General features: G+C 74.3%; 13 protein-coding genes and 1 pseudogene. 4 read left to right on the top strand and 10 right to left on the bottom strand.

The window, feature by feature from the left end; all coding sequences use genetic code 11:
- Positions 1-1,503: 1,503 nt before the first annotated feature.
- The 4 genes from SXIN_RS31565 to SXIN_RS21025 form a co-directional block, all read right to left on the bottom strand.
- Positions 1,504-1,662, bottom strand: a complete 159-nt coding sequence (locus SXIN_RS31565) for a DUF6760 family protein (protein ID WP_019711337.1) — start codon at positions 1,660-1,662, stop codon at positions 1,504-1,506.
- Positions 1,659-2,147, bottom strand: a complete 489-nt coding sequence (locus SXIN_RS21015) for a hypothetical protein (RefSeq protein ID WP_019711336.1) — start codon at positions 2,145-2,147, stop codon at positions 1,659-1,661. Before SXIN_RS21015 ends, SXIN_RS31565 begins: the two co-directional genes overlap by 4 nt.
- Positions 2,147-2,590 carry a phage tail protein gene (locus tag SXIN_RS21020; RefSeq protein ID WP_019711335.1) on the bottom strand — a complete coding sequence of 148 codons (444 nt, stop codon included), beginning with the start codon at positions 2,588-2,590 and terminating at the stop codon, positions 2,147-2,149. Before SXIN_RS21020 ends, SXIN_RS21015 begins: the two co-directional genes overlap by 1 nt.
- 178 nt (positions 2,591-2,768) lie before the next feature.
- Positions 2,769-4,400 carry a phage tail sheath family protein gene (locus tag SXIN_RS21025; protein WP_019711334.1) on the bottom strand — a complete coding sequence of 544 codons (1,632 nt, stop codon included), beginning with the start codon at positions 4,398-4,400 and terminating at the stop codon, positions 2,769-2,771.
- A gap of 560 nt (positions 4,401-4,960) precedes the next feature.
- On the opposite strand from SXIN_RS21025, the gene SXIN_RS21035 reads away from it, so the two are divergent.
- Positions 4,961-6,325 (top strand): ricin-type beta-trefoil lectin domain protein, encoded by a 1,365-nt coding sequence (locus SXIN_RS21035; RefSeq protein WP_337589373.1) that lies wholly within the window; start codon positions 4,961-4,963, stop codon positions 6,323-6,325.
- A 164-nt stretch (positions 6,326-6,489) separates the two neighbouring features.
- On the opposite strand, the gene SXIN_RS21040 is transcribed toward SXIN_RS21035, so the two are convergent.
- The 3 genes from SXIN_RS21040 to SXIN_RS21050 all read right to left on the bottom strand — a co-directional run bounded on the left by SXIN_RS21040 (position 6,490) and on the right by SXIN_RS21050 (position 10,478).
- Positions 6,490-8,790, bottom strand: coding sequence for an ATP-binding protein (locus tag SXIN_RS21040; RefSeq protein ID WP_095758126.1), 2,301 nt, complete (start codon positions 8,788-8,790; stop codon positions 6,490-6,492).
- 26 nt (positions 8,791-8,816) lie between these two features.
- Positions 8,817-9,563, bottom strand: coding sequence for a Pvc16 family protein (locus tag SXIN_RS21045; RefSeq protein WP_095758127.1), 747 nt, complete (start codon positions 9,561-9,563; stop codon positions 8,817-8,819).
- A gap of 186 nt (positions 9,564-9,749) precedes the next feature.
- Positions 9,750-10,478, bottom strand: coding sequence for a helix-turn-helix transcriptional regulator (locus tag SXIN_RS21050; protein ID WP_238153823.1), 729 nt, complete (start codon positions 10,476-10,478; stop codon positions 9,750-9,752).
- A gap of 383 nt (positions 10,479-10,861) precedes the next feature.
- Between SXIN_RS21050 and SXIN_RS21055 the strand changes: the two genes are divergently transcribed.
- From SXIN_RS21055 to SXIN_RS21065, 3 genes are all read left to right on the top strand, one after another.
- Entirely contained in the window at positions 10,862-13,714 is a 2,853-nt protein-coding gene (locus tag SXIN_RS21055) for an AAA family ATPase (protein ID WP_095758129.1), read from the top strand.
- Positions 13,715-14,008: 294 nt separating this feature from the next.
- Entirely contained in the window at positions 14,009-17,242 is a 3,234-nt protein-coding gene (locus SXIN_RS21060) for a glycosyl hydrolase 115 family protein (RefSeq protein ID WP_095757368.1), read from the top strand.
- A 305-nt stretch (positions 17,243-17,547) separates the two neighbouring features.
- Positions 17,548-18,969: an ATP-binding protein gene (locus tag SXIN_RS21065; protein ID WP_019711329.1), complete on the top strand. Its 1,422-nt coding sequence runs from the start codon at positions 17,548-17,550 to the stop codon at positions 18,967-18,969.
- 195 nt (positions 18,970-19,164) lie between these two features.
- Here the strand turns inward: SXIN_RS21065 and SXIN_RS33080 are convergent.
- The 3 genes and pseudogenes from SXIN_RS33080 to SXIN_RS21075 all read right to left on the bottom strand — a co-directional run.
- Positions 19,165-19,887 (bottom strand): annotated as a pseudogene (locus SXIN_RS33080) (helix-turn-helix domain-containing protein); the annotation flags it as partial.
- Positions 19,884-20,123: a hypothetical protein gene (locus SXIN_RS32415; RefSeq protein ID WP_019711327.1), complete on the bottom strand. Its 240-nt coding sequence runs from the start codon at positions 20,121-20,123 to the stop codon at positions 19,884-19,886. The gene SXIN_RS32415 and the pseudogene SXIN_RS33080, both read right to left, overlap by 4 nt.
- 118 nt (positions 20,124-20,241) lie before the next feature.
- Positions 20,242-20,706, bottom strand: coding sequence for a hypothetical protein (locus tag SXIN_RS21075; protein WP_019711326.1), 465 nt, complete (start codon positions 20,704-20,706; stop codon positions 20,242-20,244).
- Between the last annotated feature and the right edge of the window lie 66 nt (positions 20,707-20,772).

The following is a 20,772-nucleotide window of genomic DNA, read 5'->3' on the forward strand; positions in this document are numbered from 1 at the left end:
CGGCCGGACCGGAGGGGGCGCCGTGCGGACGACGGGCGCGGGGCGGGCCGCGGAGGGCGAGGCGGGACCGGAGCCCGCCGTGCCCGCCTCCGCCGCCGCGGCGGGTGCGCCACCCGGCCCCGGCCGCGACCTCGGTCCCGGGTTCGCACCGGACCCGCCACCCGTCGTGGGGGAGGAACCGGCGGCAGGCGCGCTGGTGGCCGCCGGGCCCGTACCGCCGGCGGCGCCGGAGCGCTGTCCGGCCGGGTCCGTGGCGGCCGGGCCGTCGCCGCCCCGGACCGGTCCCGTCGTGGAACCGGGCCGCGTAGCGGGGGAGTCCGGAGCGGCGGCACGCTGCACAGAGGTGCCGTCACCGGTCGAGGGACCGGTCAGCGGCACGGCGCCGGACGGCGGGCCCGGCACCGGGGCGCCGAGCAGCGGCCGTCCGCGCGCGGCCTCACCGGAACGGCGGGCGGGCGGCGGCCCGGAGGACGGCCGGGGCGCGGCAGGCGTGGGAGAGGCGGGAGAGCCGGGAGGGGCGCCGGGGCCGCCCCGCGTCCCCTCGCCCGCGGAGCGGTGAACGGTCACCGGGGCGGCGGACGGGGAGGACGGGGCAGACGAAGCGGCGGTGGACGAGGAAGCCGAGGAAGCGGAGGAAGCGGAGGAGGAGGCCGAAGTCCCGCCCCCCGCCGGGCTGTTCGCCCCCCGCTGCCCGGCCTCTCCCACAGACGCGGACGCGGGGGCGGACGCGGATGCGGACCGGGCGGCGACGGGCAGTGCGCGCAGACCGCCGGCCGGGGCGGCGGCACCGCGTGCGGCGGTCGTCAGCGCGGCCCGGGGCCGGTCCGTGCCGGAGGACGGACGGACCGGGGCCACGGCGGGCCCGGTCGGCCGTGCCGCCGCCACGGCGCGCTGAACGGCCCGCCCGGGAGCGGGTGCCACCGTGCCGTCCGTACGCGGTGCGGCGGCCCCACCGTGCGGGACCCGGGTGGCCGTGGCGGCCGGTGCGACCGGCCCGGTGGAGACAGCGGGGGCGGCCGGGGCGGAGCCGTCCGGCCCGCGGCTGCTGAGCAGGCCGTGGATGATCCCCGTCGGCGCGTCGTCGAGGACGGCGTGCGAGAGGCCCGGCCCGGAGAAGGAGGGGTTCTGCCAGGTCCGCAGGGCGCGGCCGAAGTCCGTGGACGCCACCGGCCCGCCGTGGGCGGTCGTCCGCTGGATCGGCGGCAGCGCGGACCGGTCACCCGGGTGGTGCGCTCCACCGCCCGGATGACCGGCCGGGGCCGTGGCCCCGTGTCCCGGGGTGCCGGCAGCCGTGTCGGGTCCCCCTCCCGGCACCCCGGAAGCCGAAGCCGCCGCCGGACCGCCGGAAGCCGGCAGCGAGGACGACCCGGCGGGGGAGGACGGCGCGGCGGACGACGCCGGGGCGGACGACGGTGCCCCCGCGTCGGCCCCGGCGCCCGCGCGGTCACCGGGACCGCCGGCACCGCGCCCCCGCAGCCGGTCCAGGATTCCCACCGTTCCCCCTCACCCCTCCGCGCCGGCGCGCGTGACGAGTTCCGCGATCCGCCGGGCGTAGGCCCGCCGGTCGCCGTGCTCCAGATCCAGAATGTCGTCCAGCGTCCAGTGGAAGTGGTAGGCGATGTACGCGACCTCCTCATGGATACGGTCGGTCGCGTACGTCACGATTCCCCCAGGCGGCTCCCGCCGAGCTCGACCTCGAACGGCTGCTCGCAGTGCGGGCAGGTCACCCCGGCGCGGGTGTGCCCCTCGGCGTTGACCTGGCGGTAGAAGTCCTGCAGAAAGGCCAGGTCGGAGGCGAACAGCTGCTCCACGATCCCGTCGTGCACCGCCGGCAGCGTGCCCAGCCGGGTGATGACCCGGCTGAGCAGCACCACCGACAGATAGGCCGGGTTCTCCTGGACCCGCACGTCCCGCAGCGGGACCAGCTCGTCGCGGGCGGTCGCCAGCCGCATCACGCCGTGCCGGTGCACCGCGCCCGCGTCGTCCACGTAGCCGCGCGGCAGTTCGAACTCGAACTCGGTCTGCAGCTGACGCCGCTGCTGCCGTGCGGGTGGCGGGGCCGGGCCGGTGCCGATGGCCGCCCGCTCCTCGCTGCTCAGCGCGTCGGGAGCGGGGGGCGCGGCCAGCCCGCTGACGGAACGGCGCATCAGTCCATGACCAGTTCTTCGTAGGTGATGGTCACGGTCTCGGTGAGCGCGGAGGCCTCGCCGGCCTTGACCGTGCTGGTGTCCACCTTGCGAGCCCACGCCTGGCGCAGGTTGTACCGCTTGACCGGGTTGTTCTCGTAGTCCATCACCACGATCGTGGCGTTCTTGCGGGCCGAGGTCATCGTTCCCGCCATGGAGGTGTCGATCCACTCGCTGAAGACGGACGACTGGGTCGCGCCGCGCACGACCGTGACCTCGCCCGCCTTCGCGACGCCCGGCATCTTCTTCGTGACCGGCTTGCCCTGGTCGGACACCTGCATGTACTCGATGACGTCCTGCTCCCGGGTCAGACCGCTGACCTCCTGGAGGAATTCGACCATGACGCCGTCGATCTGGATGCCGAAATTGTGTGAGGTGAGGGCGTCACCTGGCTGCAGACTCATGGAGCTGTGGTCCTTCTACTCGTTCCGCCGGTACGCGACGCGGCGGACTGCCCGTGGACTCCCCGGTGGCCGGGGAGGCATGACGGCTGACGACTGCTGACTGACGAAAAGCGGCCGGTGGCCGGCGGCCGGCAGGCGGTGGTACCGCCGGCGCACGCCGCTCCGGCGGTGGACGCGGTCACTCGTCCAGCTGGCCGCCGCCGTCGGAGAACTGCGCCAGCCGGAAGATCACGAACTCGGCCGGCTTCACCGGTGAGACGCCGATCTCGCAGATGACCCGCCCGAGGTCCACCGACTCCGAGGGGTTGGTCTCCTCGTCGCACTTGACGTAGTACGCGTCCTCCGGCCGGGCGCCGAACAGGGCGCCGCTGCGCCACTCGTTGACGAGGAACGCCGAGACGTTCCGCCGGATCCGGGCCCACAGCGCGTGGTCGTTGGGCTCGAACACCACCCACTGGGTGCCGATCAGGATCGACTCCTCCAGGTAGTTGAAGTACCGGCGGACGTTGAGGTAGCGCCAGGCCGGGTCGGAGGAGAGGGTGCGGGCGCCCCAGACGCGGATGCCGCGGCCGGGGAAGGCCCGGATGCAGTTGACGCCGACGGGGTTGAGCAGGTCCTGCTCGCCGCGGGTGATCTGCAGCTCCAGGTCGACGGCGCCGCGCACCACCTCGTTGGCGGGAGCCTTGTGCACGCCGCGCTCGGAGTCGTTGCGGGCCCAGATGCCCGACACATGGCCGCTCGGCGGAACGAGCCGCGGCTGGCCGGAGGACGGGTCGAAGACCTTGATCCACGGGTAGTAGAGCGCCGCGTACTTGGAGTCGTAGCCGGCCGTCTCCTGGCGCCAGACCCGGACCTCGCGGGCGTTGAGCCCCGGCGGCGGGTCGATGACGGCGACGCGGTCGCCCATCAGTTCGCAGTGCGCGATGAGCCCGAGCTGGACGGCCTTGACGGCCTCCAGGTCGATGGCGCCGCGCTGGTAGGCCGCCATCAGGTCGGGGACCGCGACCATGGAGATCTCGTCCACGGCCTCCAGACCGCCGAAGCCGGTGCGGTCGGCGGAGTCACCGAGGTACTCGCCCGGTCCGGCCTGGCCGTTGCCCGCGGGAGCCACACCGCCGCGGTCGGCTCCCCGGGCCGCCACGGCGCCGGCCGGGGCAGGCAGTGTCACCGTCTGGTTCTCGGGGCGCGCCAGCTGCGCGGCGGGCGCGGCCTCCTCGACGGTGATCAGCCGGGACCGCTCCCGCACCTGGCTGACGACGTAGGTGCGGCCGCTCTTCTTGTTCGCCGTGACGTCGAAGGTCTCCACGGCCCGGTCGCCGTCCTTGACGATCAGCCGGAAGCGCTCGGCGGGCCCCTCGCCCTCCGGGTCGGCGACCTCGACGCTCAGCCCGGCGCCGCTCTCGCCGGGGGCGATCGCGGCCACCTTGAACTTGCCGAGCTGGCGCGGCTCACCGGCGGGCAGGGCCGCCGGACCGTCGCCGGCCGCGTCCCTCCGGCTCCCGTTACGGGTACCGCCCGCGCCCCCCGTCCCGGACTCCCCGCCGGGCACTCCGCCGACGCGGACGACGTAGGCGGCGCTGCCGCCGTTGTTGAAGAAGCCGTAGACGGAGTGGGCGAGGAAGTACCCGTCGGTGAAGTCACCGAAGGCCGCCACGTACTGCGTCCAGTTGGTCACCAGTGTCGGTTCGTTGAGCGGCCCTTCCGGGGCGAGGCCGACGAAGGCCGCCACGGAGGTACCCACCCCCTCGATGGGACGAGAGCCACTGGCCACCTCCTCCACGTAGACGCCCGGTGACAGATACGACGGCATGCTGGGCTCTCCTCGGAGTACGCGATGTGACGCCGCCAGCCTCACCGAGCCGGCCCCCGGCGGTAACGGTCACGGGTACCCGGCCGGGGGCACGGCAACTGCCCGTACGGGCAGGGGGGCGCACGCCAACCGGGCGGCCCGCCCCCGCGGTACCCGGCCGGGGCCGCTACCCGGCCGGCGGTGCCGCGCCGGTGCCGCCCCCGTCGCGGGTACGGGACGGGCCGCCGCGCGGAGGGCGGGACGCGGAGACCGGCGGACGGACGGGGTGCACGCCCGCGGGTCGTCCGTTACACCTCGGCCCGGACAGTCAAGTCATGCCCCCTCCCGGCGGAGGAGAGGCTGTCCGGCAGACCCTCTCCGAGGGCAGTGTTCCCGGCCCTTCCGTGCAGCCCTCCGCCCGCCCGCCGTCCGCCCGGGGCGCCGGCCGGGCCGTCCCCCTCCCGGCCGCGGGCCCGCGCCGTGCCGAAGAGGCAGCCGCGCGGCGCCCGTTGGGGCATCGGTCCTGCCTTGTCTCCTGGTGACCGGCTCCGGCGGGGATGGCTAGCGTCGGGCGGGTGAGTATGTGGACTTCTCTTGAGCCGGCTTCGACGACCGTTGACCCGGGCGGCACCACGATGGTGCGGCTGCGGATCCGGAACACCGGCGACGTGGTGGACGAGTACCGCGTCGTCCCGGTGGGCGACCCGGCCCTGTGGGTGCGCGCCGACCCGGCCGCCCTGAAGGTGTATCCGGGGCAGACGGGGACGGTCGAGCTGCGGTTCTCGCCGCCGCGGTCGCCCGACGCGACCGCCGGACCCAATCCGTACGGTGTGCAGATCGTGCCGACGGAGCATCCGGAGGCGGCCACGGTGGTGGAGGGCAACCTCACCATCACCCCGTTCACGGAGGTGCGGGCCGAGCTGGTGCCGCCCGTCACCAAGGGACGCTTCCGCGGACGCCCCGTCCTCGCGGTGGACAACCTCGGCAACACCCGGCTGACCGCGTCGGTCACCGGCGGCGACCCCAGCGACCAGCTCGGTTTCGACATCCACCCGAGCAGTCTGCAGATCGAGCCCGGCCGCGCCGCCTGGGTGAAGTCGAGTGTGCGGCCGAAGGAGGTCACCTGGTTCGGGCGGAAGGAGATCCGTCCCTACGCCCTGGCCCTCCAGCGTTCGGGCACCGAGCCGCTGAACGTCGAGGGCACCTACGTCCAGCGCAGCGTCTTCCCGCACTGGGCGATGGCCACCTTCGGTCTGCTGTTCGCGCTGGGCATCGCCTTCGCGATCATCTGGTTCGCCCGCGGCCCGCAGGTCACGACCCTCGCCACCGAGAAGGCCGCGGCCGCCGGGGAGAAGCCCCAGGAACTCGCACCGCCGTCCGCGAGCCCGTCGGCGCCGGCCGGCCCCTCGGTGTCGGCGCCGCCGGAGCAGGAGGAGCCGAAGCAGCCCGAGAAGCCCCAGGCGGACGAGGACGGCGGCGACGGCGGCGGTGGCGGCGGCGGTGATGCCGAGTCCGAGGAGAAGGCTCCCGCGAAGAAGAAGGAGCCGTCCGCCACCGGCACCTTCGTCAGCGACGACTCCGGCAAGTGCCTGAGCAGCACCGACGGCCTGGACGGCACCCAGCTCGTCATCGAGACCTGCCGGGAGGGCTCCGCGGGGCAGACCTGGAAGGCCGAGAGCGACGGCACCTTCCGCTCCCAGGGGATGTGCATGGACGTGGCCTGGGGCAAGCACGACGACTTCACCGACATCCAGATCGCCAACTGCAACGGGCAGCCCGCCCAGCAGTTCGAGATGAACGAGCAGCGGGCCCTGCGCGCCGTGGACTCCGGCAAGTGCGTCGACATCTTCGACCACCAGAAGGCCGACGGCAGCGTCGCGGTGCTGTGGCCCTGCAACGGCGCGACCAACCAGCTCTGGAAGTTCAACGGCCGACTGCCGGCCTGAACCACCGGGACCGGACGGCCGGCCTCCCTCCGGGCCGGCCGTCCTCCCGGACAGGCGTTCCCCGGCCGGCCGTTCACCTCTGGCCGGCCCGTGGCGGCCCGCGCCACGGCGGGACGCGGTCCCGTCCCGGCAGGGTCACCCGCCGCGGCCGCGTGCCCGGCCGGTCACCAGCCCCTGCCGGCCGACGGCACCAGCCGTCCCGCCTTGCGGTACTCGCGCCGCGCCCCGGCCAGCAGATCCTCCGGGCCCACCGCCCCGCCCCGGGCCGCCGCCGCGTACGCCGCCGTGACCACGGCGCTGCGGATCGCGCCACCCGACAGCTCGAACTCCTGTGCGCAGGGTTTCGCGTCGAGACCCTCCTCGCAGGGCACGGCCGCCAGGCTGTTGTGCCAGAGCGCGAGGCGCTGCTCCGCGTCCGGGAACGGAAAGTCGATCACCAGGTCGAGCCGGCGGGTGAACGCCTCGTCGATGTTGGCCCGGAGATTGGTGGTCAGCAGCGCGATGCCGTCGAAGGACTCCAGCCGCTGGAGGAGATAGGCGCTCTCCATGTTGGCGTAGCGGTCGTGCGAGTCCTTCACCTCGGAGCGCTTGCCGAACACGGCGTCGGCCTCGTCGAAGAGCAGCACCGCGTCCGTGCGGTCGGCCTCGGTGAAGATGCGTTCGAGGTTCTTCTCGGTCTCGCCGACGTACTTGTCGACGACGGAGGAGAGCTGGACCACATAGAGATCGAGGCCCAGTTCGGCGGCCACGACCTCGGCCGACAGGGTCTTGCCGGTGCCGGACTCGCCCGCGAACAGGCCCAGCACTCCGCGCCCCCGGCCGCCGCCCGCGCTCAGCCGCCACTCGCCCAGCACCCGGTCCCGGAACCGGGACCGCAGGGCCAGCTCGCGCAGTTGCTCCAGCGGGGTCTCGGGGAGGACGAGATCGTCCCAGTCCACGGCGGGCCGGATGCGGCGGGCGTGCCGCTCCAGACCGGAGGCGGACTGCTGGCGCGCGGCCAGCCGGAGGTGGGCGGCGGTGAGCGGGGTGCCGTCGAACGCGGCCAGGCCGTGCGCGGCCCCGGCGGCGCGCCGGATCTGCTCGTCGCCGAGCCGGTAGGCGGCGGTGACCCGGGCCAGATCGAGCCCGCCGTCACCGCCGTTGCCCGTGCCGCCGTCGCCCGCGCTCTCGGCCAGGCCCAGCGCCTCGGCCCAGACGGCGGTGGCACCGGCCATCCGCCGCGGGGCGTCGAGGGCGAGCGGCGCGGTGCGCTCCCCGGACCACTGCGGGTCGTACGGCTGTGCCCCCGTGAGCAGCACCGGTACGTCGCCCACGGAGAGCCCCCGGACCAGCGGGGCCGCCGCCTCGCCGTCCGGCAGCGGGGACACGACGACCGCGCAGTCGCGCAGCCGGGCCTCGCGCAGCAGTGCGGTGAGCGGCGGGGGACGGTCGGAGTGGGCGGGCGGGTGCGCGGCGGCGTGCTCCGTGTGGTCGTGGCCCTCCGCGTGCGCCGCCCCGCCGGCCGGGGACGGGGTGAGGAGCAGCGCTTCCCGGCCCGCCACCCGCAGCGCGGCGAGAGCGCAGGAGAGCCCGTCGCCGGGACGGTGCTCGCGCAGATGCACCAGCAGGGGGCCCGCGGCCAGCCGGGCGGCGAGCCGGTCCGTGAAGGCATCGGGTCCCCCGGCCCCTCCGCCTCGTGTGCCCGTACCGGCCCCGGTTGCGTCCGCGGCCGGCAGCAGCCGGGCGTGGCCGGCGAGGGCCGCGTCCGGGGTGTCGTCGCCGAGCAGATGGGCGGTGACCCGGTCGGGCACGCGCAACGAGCGGGAGAGGAACGGGCGTTCGTCCTCCTCGACGAGAAGCAGCCCGCTCGCGCGCAGGGGCGCGGACGGATGGAGCCGGGCCCGGGCGGCGGCCGAGTCCGCGGGCAGGCCGCACAGGTCGAGCACCAGTCCGGTGGTGGCGCGGCGCCTGCCGACGTCGTCGTTGAGATAGCCGTAGAGGGGTTCGAAGGTCCGGTCGACATCGGGGGCGAGCGCGGCCAGCAGGATCCGTACGTCCAGCAGGGCGAGGCCGAAGCGGGCCGCCAGCCGCGGCAGCCGGTCGCCCGGGTGCGCGGGGGCACCGGGCGGCTGTTCACCGCCGCCGACGCCACCGCCCACGTCATCGCCGGGACCACCGCCGGCGTCATCGCGCGCGTCGGCGCCGGTGCCGCCGTCCTCGCCGGTCGGGGGCGTGCCGCCGGCCGTGCGGAGTGCGTGCCGTATCGCGTCGGGGGAGAGGTACAGGCCGCGCAGCGGGTCGTCCGCGGTCGGGTCGCCGGCGCTGCGCAGTTCCACCAGGGCCGCGGCGTGTTCGCGCAGGCGTACGAGCCGGGCGGTCAGGGCCGCGGCGGGGCCGGGCGCCCGGCCGTCCCGGAGGCCGGTGCGGTCCGCGGGGTCTGCCGGGTCTGCGGGGTTCGCGGGGTTCGCGGGGTCTGCGGGGTCCATGTGGTCCGTGAGGTGGGGGAAGGCTGTCACCGGGGCCGCGCTCCGCCCTTGCGGCGGTCCGCCGTCCCGGCGGCCCCGCGGTCACCGGACGGTGTTCCGGGCCCGCCCCCGGACCCGGGGGCACCGGTACCGCCGCCCCCGGCCAACTGCCGCAGATGGCGCGGGCGGTGGTGCCGTTCGGGCGAGCCGTCCAGGCTGCCGTCCAGCCCGCGCACCCGGACCCCCGCGCCCTCGGTGACCGGCGGTCCGGCCGCGTACTCCGGCACGGCCGGGAAGGGAGCGGTGACCACCACGTCCAGTGACGGCTTCAGCTCACCGCCCAGCGCCGACCAGATGTCGGCGAGGGAGCGCGACTCGGCCGGCGGCACCCCGATGGTGATCGGCACGGAGAGCCCGAGCTCCGCCAGGGCGCCCGTCAGCTCCGAGGGCGTCAGCACCTCGTGCGGGAGCAGCGTGGCCATGACGGCGGAGAGCAACCGGTGTTCGTCCTCCGGCCGCTTGGTCCAGGCGGTGAGCAGATACGACAGCCGGAACCAGCGGGGTGGCTGACGGCGCTTCAGTACGATGCCCTGGGCATCCTTCACGGAGACCGCGCCGCGCTGCCGCCGCTCGGTGTCCTCGCGGATGTCGTACAGATAGGCGTTGATCGTCGGGGTGTTGCGGCGCGCGGCCCAGTCGCGGCTCGGGGCCTCGAAGGAGACCTCCACATCCGTACCGGAGAACACACCACCGCGCAGGAGGCCCTTCAGAACGTGGTCGACCTCATGAATCACCGTGCTGTCCGGCCCTTCCCGTTCCGCTGTCCCGCGCTGCCGTACGGTCCCCCGCGCCATCCTGCCGCCGCCGGGGCCCGCCCGTCCCGTTCCGGGGGGACGCTGCGGGGGCAGTCCCGGCTGCCCCCGCGGACCGCTCCGCCGCCCGGAAGACCTCGCGACGGCTCGTGCCAGGGTGCGGAGGGCTCAGATGTACCCCTCGCGCAGCGCGTAGGCGACGGCGTGCGCCCGGTTGCGGAGCTGGAGCCGGGTGGTCAGTCCGTGCAGCACGTTCTTCACGGTGCGCTCGGAATAGGACAACTTTCCGGCGATCTCCCGGGTGTCCATGCCCTCGGAGACCAGCCGGAGGATGTCGATCTCGCGCGGCGCGAGTCCGGCGGGGCTGCCGCCGGGCTGCTGCGCGGCGTTCCGCTGGAGCCGTCCGACCTGGTTGATCAGCCGGCCCAGCAGATCGGAGGGCAGATCGCCCTCGCCGCGGGCCGCGGCCACCACGGCCTGCAGCAGCCGCTGGTCGGTGGCCTCGTGGCGCCAGAGGATGGCGCCGACGCCGCACTCGATGACCTGGAGCAGTTCGGCCTCCCGGATGACACCCGTGACCAGGACGGCGTTCAGGCCGTCGGTCCGCACGAGTCTCCGCAGCCGCAGCATCGTGGTCTCGTCCAGCCGGTCCGCGAGCACCACGGCGACGGTGCGGACACCGCCCCGGGACTCACCGTTCCGCGCCTCTCCGCCCCGCGCCTCCCCGGCGCGGGCGCCGTTGGTGCGGGCCTCCAAGCCCCGTGTCTCGCCAACGAGTTCGACCTCGGGGCGCTGCCGGAGCTGGCTGACCGCACCGGCTCTGGTGATCGGGTCGGAGGCGTGGATGACCACGGGTATCCGTTCGACCGTCGTCGTGCTCTTGAACGTCGTACGCACGTCTTCCCCCACTTCCGGAACTCCGGGTCACCGGTTCCGTCTGCTGCTGCTCGGCGGCCGGACGGCGGCGACGGCGCCGGCACCACTGTCCGAGGGACCGCTTGCCGCACGTCTCATACCGTCATTGACGGGATATTGGCGACAAAAGTTCATTCTGTGACGGGATTTGTGTCCGACGCCACCGAGCACAGGTTTCCCCGCGGAGGTGTCCCCCTGCAATCGTGGTCAACCACGAGAAGACCACGGACTCAACCATGGGAGCGCTCCCGGCATCTCTTCATCCGACGCGGAGAACACGATTCCGCCGACCGGCCCCGCCGCGGAGCCACGTTCCGCCGGGGTGTGACGCAGACACCGGAGAGGTCCCCATGAACGGGAGCACGATGACGGGCGTGACCGCGGAGCCATGCGATCTCGCCGGCCTGCGCGAACGCCGTGACGTGCTGGACCGGGTGTCCGCCGACGCCGCCCGCGCCCGGGCCGGCACCGGCCGTATCGTCCTGGTGTGCGGTGCCACCGGCACCGGCCGGAGCGCACTGCTGGAGGCGGTCGCCGCCCGGGAGTCGCGGCGGGGCATGCGCGTCCTGCGGGCCCGCTGCTCCCCGGAGGACTCACGCGCCGAATTCGCCGCCGTGGCCGAACTCCTGGACGCGGAACTGCGGCCCCCCGCCCCTGCCCCGGACGCGTGGGACGAACCGGGAGCCGGGGAGGACCACTCCCTGCACGGGACCGGACGGGCCGCCCGGCTCTGGCGGCTGCTGCGCTCCCACGCGGCCGCCGGACCGCTGCTGCTCCTGGTGGACGACGTGCATCTGGCCGACCCGTCCTCGCGCGGCTGGTTCGTCCGGGCCGCCCGGCTGCTCGACCGCTTACCCGTCCTGCTGGTCCTCACCGAGCGCTCCCAGTACGACCTGGACCCGCCACCGCCGTGCCTGCTGCGCACCCTGCCGTCCACGCTGTTCAGCTTCCACACGCTCGCCCCGCTGAGCTTCCGCGCCGCCGCCGAGCTGGTCCGCGAGCGGCTGGGCGCGGGGCTCCCGCCCGGCTGGATCGACGGCTGCCTGCGCGCGACCGGCGGCGTGCCGCTGTTCCTCCACGCCCTGCTGACCGACCTGGCGCGGCTGACGGAGGTCACCGGTGGCGCGGGAGTCTTCCCTGACACCGGGGCGCGGCTGTACTCCAGCCACTACACCACCATGATCGCCTGGGCGCTGGAGAGCGCCGGCCCGGCCACCGCCGAACTGGCCCGCACCCTCGCCGAACTGGACACCACCGGTGACACCGCGCTGCTGGCGGACGTCGCCGGGACCGATCCCGGCCGGACCGGGCGCTGGATCGACGCCATGGCGAGCTCCGGACTCGTCGTCCGCGCCGGGCCCGGCGCCCCGCCCCGCGTCGCGCACCCGCTGCTGCGCGACGCGGTCCTCGACGGCTGGCCGCACCGGCGCCGGCAGGAGGTCCACCGCGCGGCGGCCGAACTCCTGTACCAGCGCGGTGAGTCCGCCGGCGCGGTGGCCCGCCGGCTGCTGTCCGTGCCGGCCGTCGGCGCGGAGTGGGCGGTCAACGCGCTGCTGGAGGCGGCGGCCACCGCGGTGCGCGAGGGCCGGACCCGGCACGCCGGCGACTTGCTGCGCCGCGCCCTGGACGAGCCCCTGTCGCGCGAGCGCCGCGGGCAGGTGCTGACCGAACTCGGCTGCCTGGAGGCCGACGCCGGGCGCCCCGTCGGCGTGCGGCACCTCGCCGAGGCCGTGCCGCTGCGGCAGCCGACGGGCTCCGGACGGCTCCGCACCACCGTCGCCCTCGGCACCGCCCTGGCCCGCGGCGGCGATGTGCAGGCGGCCCTGGAGATCCTGCGCAACCTCTGTGAGGACCTGCCCGACCGCTCCGCCCAGGCTCGGGCCGCGCAGGCCGCCGGCGCGCTGCTCTCCGCGTACGACCGGGCGAGCTGGCTGCGGGTGATGGCCGGGCTGCGCCATGTCGCCGCGCACTCGCCGGACCGGCTCGACCAGGCCGAACGGGCCCTGCTCGTCCGCTACGAGGCGACCGCCGGGCTGATCTCCGCCAAGGACGCGGTGGAACGTCTCTGCGTGCTGTCGAGCATCCCCGCCGACCCCGCCCTGGCGCCGTACGTCCTGGCCACCGTCGCGGCCGTCCTCCAGTGGGCCGAACGGTACGAGGAGGTCGACCGCATCATCGGGGAGGGGCTCTCCGCGTACCGGCCGGTGGCGCTCAACCCGGCCCTGCACGCCCTGGCGGACACCCGCGCGGACGCCGCCGCGGCCCGCGGCCGGTACGGCGAACTGCTGTCCGACCCCGCCGTCCGGGCGGTCCTGGAGAACCCCCGGCCCGGCGGCCCGGCCGACGCCGCCGCCCTGCAGGGTTCGGTCAACATCCTCTCCCAGGCCGTCCTGGCGCTGCTGGAGACCGGACGCCGGGACGAGGCGTGGCGGCTGGCCGACCGCATCGCCCCGCACGGCCCGCGCGACTCCTGGGAGTGGAACCGCTTCCTCCACGCCCGGGGCGAGCTGCGGGCCGCGGACGGCGACTACTCCTCGGCGCTCGCGGACTTCCGGGAGTGCGGCCGGCGGCAGACGGACCGCGAGGTGCTGAGCCCGGTCGTCACCCCCTGGCGGTCCGGCGCGGCCGAGTGCCTGCGGCGGCTGGGCCGGACGGCCGAGGCGCTGGAACTCGCCGAGGAGGAGTACCGGCTGGCTCTCGTCTGGGGTACCCCCCGGACCGTGGGACGGGCGCTGCGGGTGCTGGGCACCGTCACCGGCGGCCGCCGCGGCACGGAGCTGAGCCAGCGGGCCGTGGCCGTGCTGCGCACCGCCCCCGAGGGCGTGGAACGCGAACTGGTGCTCGCGCTCATCGCGCTGGGCGACCGGCTGACCGCCGCCGGGGAACGCGGCCGGGCCCGTACGGTGCTGCGCGAGGCGGCGGGCCTGGCCGGGGAGCTGGGCGCCCGGCGGATGGTGGCGGCGGCCGAACGGTCGCTGGTGGACAGCGGGGCGCGGGTGACGCGGGTCCACAGCGGGGTGGCCGCGCTGACGGAGAGCGAGCGGCGGATCGCCGGGCTCGCCGCCGAGGGGCGGACGAACGCGGAGATCTGCGAGCTGCTGCACCTGGCCCGGCGGACCGTGGAAACCCATCTGACGAGCGCCTACCGCAAGTTGGGCATCCGGCGGCGCTCGGAGCTGCCCGCGGCGCTCGGCCCCCTCTCCGACGGCCGGGCCTGAGCGCTGGGGCCGGGGCGGGGCGGACGCGGCCCCGTCGGCCCGTCCTGCGCGAGGGGCGGCGCCGCCCCGCCCTTCGCCCCGCCTCCATCCCGTCCGCGCTCCGCGCCCGTACCGAAAGCTTTCGGCATGCATCCGGTAACGGGCGGACGCCCGACCCTTGCGCCGTAAGGTCCCTGTGGCGTGCGGTTCTGAGGGCGCGTCATGACCAGGCTGTCCGATCCATTGTTGTTCCGGAACATCTCCGATAACTTTCGCGGCACCACCTCCTCCACCACCGTTGCGGAGATCGCGCTCATGAGATCCTTCGGAACTTCTCCGGACCCCGCACAGCCGAGCCGTCCGAGCCGGCGCACCCTGCTGGCCGCCGCCGTGGCGACCGCCGCCACCGCCGCCGCGGCCCCCGTCGTCGCCCCCGCCGCGGCGGCGGCCGAACGGGGTTCCGCCTTCGGCCGGGTGACGCCGGGGAAGACCGGCCGGGGCCGGTTCATCGCCTTCGACGCACGCCGGGACGCCTTCCCGCTCGCGGCCCGCGGCAAGGCCGCCCCGATCGCGGTCAGTCCGGACGACCACCCCGGCGTGGTCCGCGTCGTGGACGACCTCCGGGCCGACATCGAGCGCGTCACCGGCGTGAAACCCGCCGTCATGGACGGCGCGCGGTCCGCGAAGGCTGCGAAGTCTCCGCACCGCGACCTCGTCATCGTCGGCACCATCGGCCGCAGCCCGCTGATCGACGGACTGATCGAGGCGGGCAAGCTGGACGTGCGCGGCATCGAGGGCAAGTGGGAGACCTCCCTCCAGCAAGTGGTGCGCCACCCGATGCCGGGCGTCGACCGGGCCTTCGTCATCGCGGGCAGCGACCAGCGCGGCACCATCTACGGCGCCTACGAGACATCCCGCCAGATCGGCGTCTCCCCCTGGCACTGGTGGGACGACGTGCCGCCGCGCCGCCGCGACGCGCTGTACGTGCTGCCCGGCCGCCACAGCCAGGGCACCCCCGCCGTGAAGTACCGCGGGTTCTTCATCAACGACGAGAACCCGGCCCTCGGCACCTGGGCACCGGAATTCTTCGGCCCCGGCAAGGCCCCGGGCTTCCCCAACGGCTTCAACAGCGCCTTCTTCGCCAAGGTGTTCGAGGTCATGCTGCGGCTGAAGGCCAACTACCTCTGGCCCGCCGTCTGGGGCCGCGCGTTCGCCGAGGACGACCCGGAGAACCACGCCACCGCCAAGCGCTACGGCGTCGTCATGGGCACCTCCCACGAGGCCCCGATGATGCGCGGCATCGAGGAGTGGAACCGCCACGCCACCCCCGCCCAGCGCGACGAGGACGGCAACATCACCGAGCCGGGCGAGGACCCGTACGGCGGCACCGGCGAGTGGAGCTTCCGCCGCAACGGCGAGGCCCTCAAGAAGTACTGGGCCGACGGCATCCGCCGCATGGTCGACCAGGACTTCGAGGGCGTCGTCACCCTCGGCATGCGCGGCAACGGCGACGTCAGCCTGCCCGACGGCGACGGCATCGACCTGATGGAGTCGATCATCGCCAGCCAGCGGAAGATCCTCACCGACTTCTTCGGGGAGGAGAAGCTCACCGAGGTCCCGCAGGTGCAGACCCTCTACAAGGAGGTCCAGCGCTACTGGGACAAGGGCCTGCGCCCGCCCGAGGACGTCACCGTCGTCTTCTGCGACGACAACTGGGGCAACATGCGCAAGCTGCCCGACCAGTCGCTGCCCGCCCGCAAGGGCGGCTACGGCATCTACTACCACTTCGACTACGTGGGTGACGGCCGCAACTACAAGTGGGTCGACACCATCAACCTGGCGAACACCTGGGAGCAGCTCCACCTCTCCCACTCCTATGGTGTGGACCGGCTCTGGGTGGTCAACGTCGGCGACATGAAGGCCGAGGAACTGCCCCTGCAGTTCTTCCTCGACTACGCCTGGGACCCGGAGCGCTGGCCGCTCGACCGCCTGGAGGAATGGGAACGCGCGTACGTCGAGGAGAACTTCGGCCACGGGCAGGCCGAGGCCATCGCCGAGGTGCTGAACACCTACGGCCGCCTCCAGGCCCGCCGCAAGCCCGAACTCCTCAACCGCCGCATCACCCTCGACCCGGCGAAGGACCCGGCCACCGACTCCGACGCCGTCGTCTACGACGACCAGGCCAGTCCCTTCCGGCTCAACCACTACCGGGAGCTGGAGCGCGTCACCGAGGAGTGGCGGGAACTGGCCGAGGAGGCCGGGCGCATCCGCCGCCGAATCCCCCGGGCCTGGCAGGACGCCTACTACCAGCTCGTGTACTACCAGGTGAAGGCCACCGCCAACCTCTACGCGCTCCGCCTGGCCGAGTTCACCAACATCCACTACGCCGGCCAGGGCCGCGCCCTCACCAACGACCTGGCCGACACCACCGACGCCCGGTTCGCCGAGGACCAGGCCATGTCGGACTACTACAACAACCGCCTGGCGGGCGGGAAGTGGAAGGGCTTCCAGACCCAGCCCAAGATCGGCTACGGGGACAAGGAGCGCTACGGCCCCGACGCCGGCTGGCAGCAGCCGCAGACCCCGAACCACGTCGCCCTGCCCGACGAGGTGTTCCCGGCGGTCAAGCGGATCGAGCTGCCGGACCGGGCCGAGATGGGCGTCGGCATCGACGGCTCCGACGCCTGGTGGCCGCACGCGGAGGAACCGGCGGTCCTCCCCGCCTTCAGCCCGTACCAGACCCGCCCCGACCAGTACATCGAGGTCTTCAACCGCGGCTCACGGCCCTTCGGCTACCTCATCGAGCCGTCCGTGCCGTGGGTCCGGGTCGAGAAGGGCCGGGGGAGGGTCGAGAAGCAGGTGCGGGCGACGGTGCACGTGGACTGGTCGCGCGCCCCCAAGGGCACCACCGAGGTGCCGATCACCGTCACCGGGCCGGGCGGCACCTCCGTGGAGGTCCGCGCGGTCGTCGAGAACCCCCGGCTGCCGCGCCGCGCCCGCCGGGGCTTCATCGAGGCGAGCGGCTATGTCTCCCTGGAGGCCGCGCACTTCACCCGGGCCGTCGGCGCCTACGGCGTCCGCTGGGAGGTCGTGCCCGGCATCGGCCGCACGGGCTCCGGCGTCACCCCGTTCCCCGTCACCGCGCCCAGCCGGACCCCCGGCGGCCGGGGCCCGCACCTGCAGTACGAGCTGACGCTCGTCACGGCGGGCGAGGTGGAGGTGCTGGCGTATCTGTCCCCGCGGAACAACGTCCTGCCGACCGAGGGCCTGCGCTACGCCGTCTCGTTCGACGACGACACCCCGCAGACGGTGGACATCATCGCCACCACCGGCTCCGACGACACCGGCATGAACCGCCAGTGGGCCCGCAACACCTCGGACAACATCAACCTCACCGTCACCCGCCACACCATCGACAAGCCGGGCCGCCACCTCCTCAAGCTGTGGATGGTGGACCCGACCGTGGTCGTGCAGAAGCTGGTGGTCGACACCGGCGGCCTGGAGCCCAGCTACCTGGGCCCGCCGGAGAGCCTCCGCGAAGGCCGATGACCGGAAGCCTCCACGAAGGCCGCTGACCCAACCTGAGAAGGCCGTCCGGGGCGGAGGGACCGCGCCCCGGCCGGCCGCCGGAACCGGGCGCGGGAAGGACCTGAGGGGGGTCCTCCCCCGCCCCACCGCGCTCGCCCGGCACCCGCCCGCCGGGCGAGCGCGGGCCTTTTTGGGCGGGGCCGTCCCTGCACCGGACCGCCACGCCGCCGCGCCGGCGGCCCGATCCCGCGCCGCGGGAAAGATACTCGCATCGATGGAAGTATCATGGATGCGAGTATCCCGCGACGGGAAGGAACCAGTCGGCAGTGGACGGATTCATCGGACGGCGCAGCGAGCTTGCCCACCTCGACGACCTCATGGACAAGGTGCGGTCCGGGAGCCGCACGGGACGCCCCGGCCGGGCGCTCCTCGTGCGCGGCCGCCGCCGCGTCGGCAAGTCCCGGCTCGTGGAGGAATTCCTCGAGCGCTCCCGGCTGCCCCACCTCTTCTTCACGGCCATCGGAGGCTCGAAAGAAGAGGACCTGGCCGGCTTCGGGGCCGAGATCGCGGCCTCCAGCCTCCCGGACGCCGCCCGCTTCAGCGGCTACGGCACCCCTCAGTCCTGGGACGCCGCCTTCGGCATGCTGGCCACCGCACTGCCCGCGGACTCGCCCAGCGTCGTCGTCCTCGACGAGATGCCCTACCTCGTCAGCGAGGACCCCAGCTTCGAAGGCGCCCTCCAGAAGGCCTTCGACCGCACCCTCTCCAGGCTCCCCGTGCTGCTGGTCCTCGTCGGCTCCGACCTCGCCATGATGGAGAAGCTCAACACCTACGGCCGCCCCTTCTACCAGCGCGGCACGGAGATGGTCGTCCCGCCGCTCAGCCCCGCCGACGTGGCCGACATGCTCGGCCTCTCCCCGGCCGACGCCTTCGACGCCTATCTGGTCAGCGGGGGGCTGCCGCTCATCCTGGAGGAGTGGCCGCGTGGCGCGGACCTGTGGGAGTACCTGGGCACCGCCCTGCGCCACCCCACCTCAGCCCTCCTGGTCAGCGGTGAACGCACCCTGGCGGCGGAGTTCCCCACCGAAGCCCAGGCCCGCACCGTTCTCGGCGCCATCGGCCACGGAGAGCGCACCTTCACCCTCATCGGCCGCGCTGCCGGCGACCTCCACCCCAGTTCCCTCACCCGCTCTCTCCAACTGCTCACGGGACGCCGCATGGTGGCCGCCGACCTCCCCCTGTCCACCCGTCCCAGCCGCGAGACCCGCTACCGCATCGAGGACCCCTACCTCCGCTTCTGGCTCTCCTTCATCGGCCCCGGGATCCCCACCGTCGAACGCGGCCGCGGCGACCGCGTCCTCGACATCATCCGCGCCCACTGGACGACGTGGCGCGGGCGCGCCGTCGAACCCGTGGTCCGTGAAGCCCTCTGGCGCCTCATCGACGACCATCTCCCGGCGGGCACCCAGACCATCGGGGGTTACTGGACCCGCACCAACGACCCCGAGATCGACATCGTCGGCGCGGACCGCTCGCCGATCGCCAAGAGGATCACGGCGGTGGGCTCGATCAAGTGGCTGGAGAACAAGCCCTTCGACCAGCGCGACCTCGCCCGCCTGCGCATCCACCGCTCCCGGCTCCCCGGCGCGGACGCGACCACCCCGCTCCTCGCCGTGACCCGAAGCGGCTCCACCGCCACCGGCGTCACCGTCCTCACCCCGGACGACCTCATCGGGGCCTGGCGCTGATCCCGCTGCACCGCCTTTCCGGTACAGCGACCGGTGCGCGACGGGCCGCGCGTCCCGAGCGGCGAGCGCCCCACCGTGGAGCGGAACACCTGCGCCACTCACCCGGCGGTTCCCGGTCGTGGCATCACGCAGGTTCTCCAGGAGCGCCAAGGAGTCCGCCGGGCTGAGGGCCTGGCCGCGCAGGGTGCCGTAGCGGTGCCGCAATGCCCGGACTTCGGCGGGGTGCGTCACCGTCCGGTGCCCGGCCCGCGCCACCACGGGGCGGTCCGCAGCGGGTTCCAGCAGCAGGAGCGGTCCGTCGGGGGCCGCGTGCTCCACGGCGTCCAGCGGCATCACTTGGAGCTGCACCCGTGGCAGCCGGGCCACCTCGGCCAGGTACGCGAGCTGTCCGCGCAGGACTCCGGGGCCTCCGTAGGCCCGGTGGAGGACGGCCTCCTCCAGGACGCAGGTGACCAGCAGGTCCGAGTCCTGGTGGAGCACCTGGCGGCGGGCGGTGGATGCGCGGACCTCGGCGTCGAGTTCCCTCGCGGTCGCCGTCGGCCGGAGGGCGCGCAGCACCGCCCGGGCGTAGTCGTCCGTCCGCAGGAACTCTGGCACGACCGACGGCGCGTAGGCGTGCCAGCCGGCGATCACCGACGGCGGGGGACAGGAGGCCGAGCCCGCCGCGCGGACGTGCTCGACCAGTTCGGCGGCGGCCGTCAGCACGCCTCCGGCGTCGAGCGCCTTGTCGGCGCCGTCGAGGAAGACCCCGCTCGGCGGGCGGCGCCCCTGCTCCGCCGCCGCGACCGCGTGGCTGCTATAACCGATGGTCTCGCCCAGCTCGGCCTGCGTCAGCTGGGCCCGGCCGCGGAGCACCCCGATCTGCCGCCCGACGCAGCGGAGCACTTCCCACCCGTCCACCTGCCCGTACGTCGTCACGGGGTGGCCTCCGGGGAGACGTGGTGAACTGCGACGCCGGTCTGGAGGGCGTTCGACTTGGTCTGCGTGCGGCCGGGAGGGGCGGATGGCCGGCCATGGCCGTCGCCGGGGTGGGCCCTGTGGGCGCGCCACCAGTGGATGAGGCCCCGGAGGCCCTGGCCGGTGGCGGCGCCGGGGTCGGCTGCCACGGTGGTCGTGGTGCACCAGGCGTGGACGCGGATCGTGTCGCGATTCATGGTGTCGTCCCTTCGTGTGGGCGTGCGGTCGTAACGGTCATGCGGCGGTGCCGAGTTGTAGCGCGTCGGTGCGGAATGGCCCGGCGAAGCAGCCCTGGGCCGGGCCGGGTATTGGCCGTCACGGCTCCTGCTCGGCAAGGGCCAGTTGGCGCCGGCCGACGGTAATGAGCTGCTTAACCGCACGCGGATGGCACAGCCGCCCGGGCATCTCCATGGGCACCGGCCAGTACGAGCGGCCCGCAGTGCTTCGGACGCGGTCCGGACGTGGCACTCCGAGATGAGAGCCCGTGCCCAGGCAGGCGGCGTCCCGCTCCTCCCACCGGTGCACTGCACGCGCCGGTACCAGGGCGTAGAACTGGCGGCGATGATGGTCGGCGATCACCGGCCCGCCGCGCAGGGCGCCACGCAGGCAGGCGTCAAGGGTTTCCTGATCGCCGGTGCCGACGGCGGCCTCCACGAGTTCCCGGCCGATACGGATGGCCGCGAAGCGCACGCCGCACGCCAGCAGCGTGACCCCGGACTCAGCCCACTCCACCCGGGCCCGCCGACGGTCCGGCGCCGCGCGGAGCAGCCAGTGAGCCACTGCCCTGTTCCGCTCCCTGCTGGTGGCACACAGCAATACACGGGCGCAGAAGAGATCTGATTCTCG

The organism is Streptomyces xinghaiensis S187 (assembly GCF_000220705.2).
Classification (GTDB): Bacteria; Actinomycetota; Actinomycetes; order Streptomycetales; family Streptomycetaceae; genus Streptomyces; species Streptomyces xinghaiensis.